The organism is Micromonospora maritima (assembly GCF_902825405.1).
Taxonomy (GTDB): Bacteria; Actinomycetota; Actinomycetes; order Mycobacteriales; family Micromonosporaceae; genus Micromonospora; species Micromonospora maritima.
On record NZ_CADEAU010000453.1, the window covers coordinates 1 to 4,328 of the forward strand.

Below are 4,328 nucleotides of genomic sequence, written 5' to 3' on the forward strand. Positions count from 1 at the left end.
GCCGCCGCGCTCGCCCTGGGCACGCCGCCGGCCTAGGCGGCGCGGCGGCGCGGCGGCCTCAGGAGACCGCCGCCCGCACCAGCTCCACGAGCCTCTTCTCCACCTCCGGGCTCCACCTGGTCAGGGCGTACGCCACCGGCCAGAGGTCACCCTCGTCGAGGTTGGCCGCGTCCTGGAAGCCCACGGTCGAGTAGCGGTAGTTGAACTTCCCCGAGTCCTGGAAGAAGACGACGATCTTGCCGGCCGCGTTCGCGTAGGCGGGCATGCCGTACCAGGTCTTCGGCGACAGCTCCGGGGCGTTGGCGGAGATCGTCACGTGCACGCGCTCGGCCAGCTCGCGGTCGTCCGGCGCCATCTGCGCGATCCGGTCGAGCAACGCCTGCAACTCGTCCGCCTTCTTGGCGCCCTTCTTCCCCTCGGCGCGCAGCTCGGCGGCGCGCTCCTTCATCGCGGCGCGCTCCTCGGCGCTGAAGCCCTCGGACATCTCGGTTCCCCCTCGTCGGACGCGGTCCGCGTGGTGCCGACCGCTCAGGGAAAACGGTATGGCCGGTGGGCCTGCGGGCGCTTCTCGATTCCTGATCAGCTGCCCGCCCGCTCCGTCCAGCGGGCCCGCCACGCGGGCGCGGCCTCCGCGCCCGGACACGTCCAGTATTCCCGGCCGTCGACGACCCGGCCGTCCCGCACCGTCCAGAACGAGGCCACCCGGTGCAGCCCCATGTCGTCGTGCGGGACCTCCACCTCCGAGACCACCGCGTCCCCCTGGGCCACGATCCGCAGCACGCGGATCGACCAGCCCTCCGGATATTCCGCGTTGACCCGGACGTAGTTGGCCCGCCCCACGATCCGCTCGGCGCTGACCGGCCACTCCACCACCAGGTCGTCGGCGAGCAGCTCGCCGAGCCCGGCCCAGTCACGGGCCTGCATCCGGTCCCACAACTCCTGAACGACCTCGGCGGGTTCCCTGCGGGCATCGTGGCAGGGCCCACCGACAGGCCCGCGGGCCGTCACCCGGCGGCCCGGGACCGGGCGTGCGGCCACGGCGGCATCTCGTCCACGTCGTCGCCCTCCTCCGCCCGCACCCACCAGCCGGTGTCCTCGACGTAGTGGTCGAGCCACTCGGCCAGGCTCGGCGAGTCGACCCACCAGGCCAGGTCAGGATCGCCCGGGTTCGGCTCGAAGAGCAGCACCGTGCCCTCCTCGGTGCGGCAGTCGACGCACGCGTACATGCCGCAGCCCCAGTCGAGGATCGGCAGGACCCCCTCGGGCCAGGCCCAGTCGCTGCCCGGGGGAGCCGTGCGGGCCTCCAGGTAGGAGTCGACCGCCTGCTCGTCGGTCGGCCCGTCGACCAGGCTGAGCAGTTGGTAGTCGGGCCCGAAGCCGCCGTTGGCGAACTCCCGGTAGACCAGGGCCAGCAACGAATGCAGCGGAAAACCCAGCCGGCTCTCGGCCTCGGCGATCCGGGCGGGGGACAGCGGCGGGGGCAGCGGCTCGGGCTGGTCCGCGCGGACCCGACGAGCCAGGCGGTCCAGCAGGAGCGAGTGATCGGTCACGGCCGCTGATCATGCCGGATCGGTCCGACAGTCCGCGACGAGCGGCGGGCCGGGACGCGCGAGGTCGTCCGGCGGCTCACCGCCGTCCACCGGCGATCAGCCCGCCCGCTGCTCCGACCGGAACTCGTGGACCACCTCGATGCGCCCGACGAGGTGACGGTTGAACTCGTCGAGCTCCTCCGCCGGCACCCAGAGCTCCAGGATGTCCCGTCCGCCGACCTGCCGGACCGGGTAACGCTCGGCGAAGGCGCGCTGCACGTGGAAGCGGGTGACGTAGCCGACGCCGGACGCGGGCACGTTCCAGTCCCGGGCGATCATGACCGCGTACTGCTCGTTGAGCACCGGGTAGAAGATCGGTTGGTCCGGCAGCCGGGGCGGCCAGGCCCGCCATCCGGAGGCGCGGACCAGATCGAGCTCCTGCGGCCCCGTCGGGCGCCACAGCGTCGTCGTCTCCGTCACCTCGTGCCCCTTCCCTGTCCGGTCGTGGCACCGTACCGGTGGCCCCGGGCGCGGGCCACGGAGATTCGTACGCCCCGCGGCGGCGTCCCCCATCGCGGCCGATGAGTTTGGCATGCTGCGGCGGTCCACCCGTCGACATCCCTGACCTGAAGGAGCACCGCGATGGCCAAGGTCATCTCCACCCTGTTCATCTCGGCCGACGGCGTCGCCGAGATCGACCCCGACTGGCACTTCCCGTACTTCGACGACAACATGGGCCGTGCCGTCACGGAGGACTACGACACGTCCGACGTGCTGCTCATCGGGCGCGAGACCTACGACAGCTTCGCCGGGGCGTGGCCCGACCGGGAGGCCGCCGGTGGGGAGGACGCGCCGTTCGCGAAGCAGCTCGGCGACATGCGCAAGGTCGTCGCCTCCCGCCAGCCGCTGGAGTTCTCCTGGCGCAACTCGGAGCTGATCGACGGTGACCTCGTCGCCGCCGTGACCGCGCTGAAGGCCGACGCCGGCATCAGGGGCATCCTGATCCCCGGCTCGATCTCGGTGGTGCAGCAACTGCTCGCCGCCGGCCTGGTCGACGAGCTGCGGCTGCTGATCCACCCGGTCGCGGCGCGCAAGGGCCGCCGGCTGTTCGACGACGGCGACGGCGCCTACCACCTGCGGGTGGTCGCGACCGAGGTGTTCCCGACCGGCGTGATCCGGGTGATCTACGCGCCGACCGAGGCGCCGGGCGCGGTCGGCTACGACGACGTCAAGGACCAGGTGCCGGCCGGCAACTGACGGGTCGAGGGGCAGTGCCGGGCCGTCCACTGTGACAAGATCCACCGGATGCGTCGTGGACCGCTGCTCCTGAGCGCCGCCGTGGTGTGCGTCGCCCTGCACGTCGTCGGCGTGCTGGTGGCCCGGCCGGTCTGGCGCGGCGCCGAGGTGCTCGCCCTGGTGCTGCTCCTCGCGTACGCGGTCGTCGGCGGGCTCCCGGCCGGTCGGTGGGCGGCGCTGGCGATGCCGGCGGCGCTGGCCCTGCTGGCCGCGGACGCGCTGCGGACCATGCCGCCGGAACCGGGCTCGGCCGACATCGGCTGGCAGGTGCTCCGGCCGGACGAGGTCCGGGTGGAGCTGACAGCCGGCCTCGACGCCGGGCTCACCGCCTGCTGGGCGACGCTCGGCGCGCTGGCCGTGCTGCTGCTCCGGTGGCGCGGCCCGGTCCCGCCCCGCTGGGTGGTCGCCGCCGCTGCGGCGGCGGCACCGGTCGTCGGGTACGCGGTCGTCCGGGTCGTCGACATCTGGCGCGACCTGGCCGCCGGCGACCCGGCCCACGCCCCCGACGGCGACGGTGCCGATCCGGTTTCCGCCGTGATCCTCGCGGTGTTGCCGCCGGTGGCCCTGGCCACCCTCGCGCTGGCACTGGCCGCCCTGCTGGCGGGGCACGGCCGGCTACTGGCGGCGGCCGGTGCGGCCCTGCTGGCGGTGGTCGCGCTGCCGTTGACCGACAGCAGCATCGGTGCCGTGCCGCTGCCCGGCTTCCCGGGCGAGGGAACCGAGCTGTTCGCCTGGCACGCCATCACGCCCACGTCGGCCATGCCGCAACCGGTGCCGGCGCTGACCGTGGCGGTGGAACTCACCGCGTACCTGCTGCTCGTCGCGGGCCTGCGCGGTGCGGACCGCGACGAGCCGGCCGCGCCCGACCCGGCGGCCGGGTAGGCGGATAACCACTGGCGGACGTCGCGGTGCACGGTTACGCTCCACCGCGATGACTCTCTCGTGCAGATGGGGGGTCCCGTTCGCGCAAGGTGAGTGCTGATGCGCTCCCCGGCCGCGAACGCGGAATCCCGTCTCTCCCTCTGGCTGCGGGTGCGTGAGTACGCCGTCCCGCCGTCGATGATCCAGACCGCGACCGAGCGTCGGCGGGTCGGTGACTGGGCCGGCGCCTGTGCCGCCGCGCGCGTCGACGTCGACCTGAGCCTGCGCGCGGTCACCGACCGGCACGGCCGGGAGCTGGCCGCACGGCTCCGGTCCGACCTCCGGCACCTGGCGCCCGATCTGCTGCGCTGGCACCTGCCGAGGGTCGCCCCGGACGGGCTGCTGCGTCCCGGGTTGACCGTCTCGCTGGCCCGCTACCGTCCCGCCGGCGGGGCCGACGCCGTCCACCTGGTGGTGCGCACGCCGCCGTCCTGGGCCGACGCCGGGCAGCGGATCAGCCTGGCGGTGTGGAGCGGGCCCGGCGACGACGTCCGCGCCCACCCGCATCCGCGTCCCGACCGCCACCACCGGCTGGACCTGCACCGCCACCTGTGGGACGCGCGCCGCGCCCCCGAGTTGCGG

The 4,328-nt window shown here is 74.1% G+C and carries 6 protein-coding genes and 1 pseudogene; 3 read left to right on the plus strand and 4 right to left on the minus strand.

Annotated elements, in window-relative coordinates; translation table 11 throughout:
- Nucleotides 1-58: 58 nt before the first annotated feature.
- The 4 genes from HUW36_RS26870 to HUW36_RS26885 form a co-directional block, all read right to left on the minus strand.
- The gene (locus HUW36_RS26870) at nucleotides 59-484 is read right to left on the minus strand and encodes an iron chaperone (RefSeq protein ID WP_174530694.1); all 426 of its coding nucleotides are present in this window, start codon (nucleotides 482-484) and stop codon (nucleotides 59-61) included.
- Nucleotides 485-579: 95 nt separating this feature from the next.
- Nucleotides 580-1,008 carry a nuclear transport factor 2 family protein gene (locus tag HUW36_RS26875; RefSeq protein WP_281357562.1) on the minus strand — a complete coding sequence of 143 codons (429 nt, stop codon included), beginning with the start codon at nucleotides 1,006-1,008 and terminating at the stop codon, nucleotides 580-582.
- Entirely contained in the window at nucleotides 1,005-1,550 is a 546-nt protein-coding gene (locus tag HUW36_RS26880; protein ID WP_174530696.1) for an SMI1/KNR4 family protein, read from the minus strand. The genes HUW36_RS26875 and HUW36_RS26880 overlap by 4 nt, the downstream gene beginning before the upstream one ends.
- A gap of 96 nt (nucleotides 1,551-1,646) precedes the next feature.
- Nucleotides 1,647-2,009 (minus strand): ADP-ribosylation/crystallin J1, encoded by a 363-nt coding sequence (locus HUW36_RS26885; RefSeq protein ID WP_174530697.1) that lies wholly within the window; start codon nucleotides 2,007-2,009, stop codon nucleotides 1,647-1,649.
- Nucleotides 2,010-2,171: 162 nt separating this feature from the next.
- Between HUW36_RS26885 and HUW36_RS26890 the strand changes: the two genes are divergently transcribed.
- From HUW36_RS26890 to HUW36_RS26900, 3 genes and pseudogenes are all read left to right on the plus strand, one after another.
- Nucleotides 2,172-2,786: a dihydrofolate reductase family protein gene (locus tag HUW36_RS26890; protein ID WP_174530698.1), complete on the plus strand. Its 615-nt coding sequence runs from the start codon at nucleotides 2,172-2,174 to the stop codon at nucleotides 2,784-2,786.
- 48 nt (nucleotides 2,787-2,834) lie between these two features.
- Nucleotides 2,835-3,707, plus strand: coding sequence for a hypothetical protein (locus HUW36_RS26895; protein WP_174530699.1), 873 nt, complete (start codon nucleotides 2,835-2,837; stop codon nucleotides 3,705-3,707).
- 99 nt (nucleotides 3,708-3,806) lie between these two features.
- Nucleotides 3,807-4,328, plus strand: a pseudogene (locus HUW36_RS26900) (hypothetical protein); the annotation flags it as partial.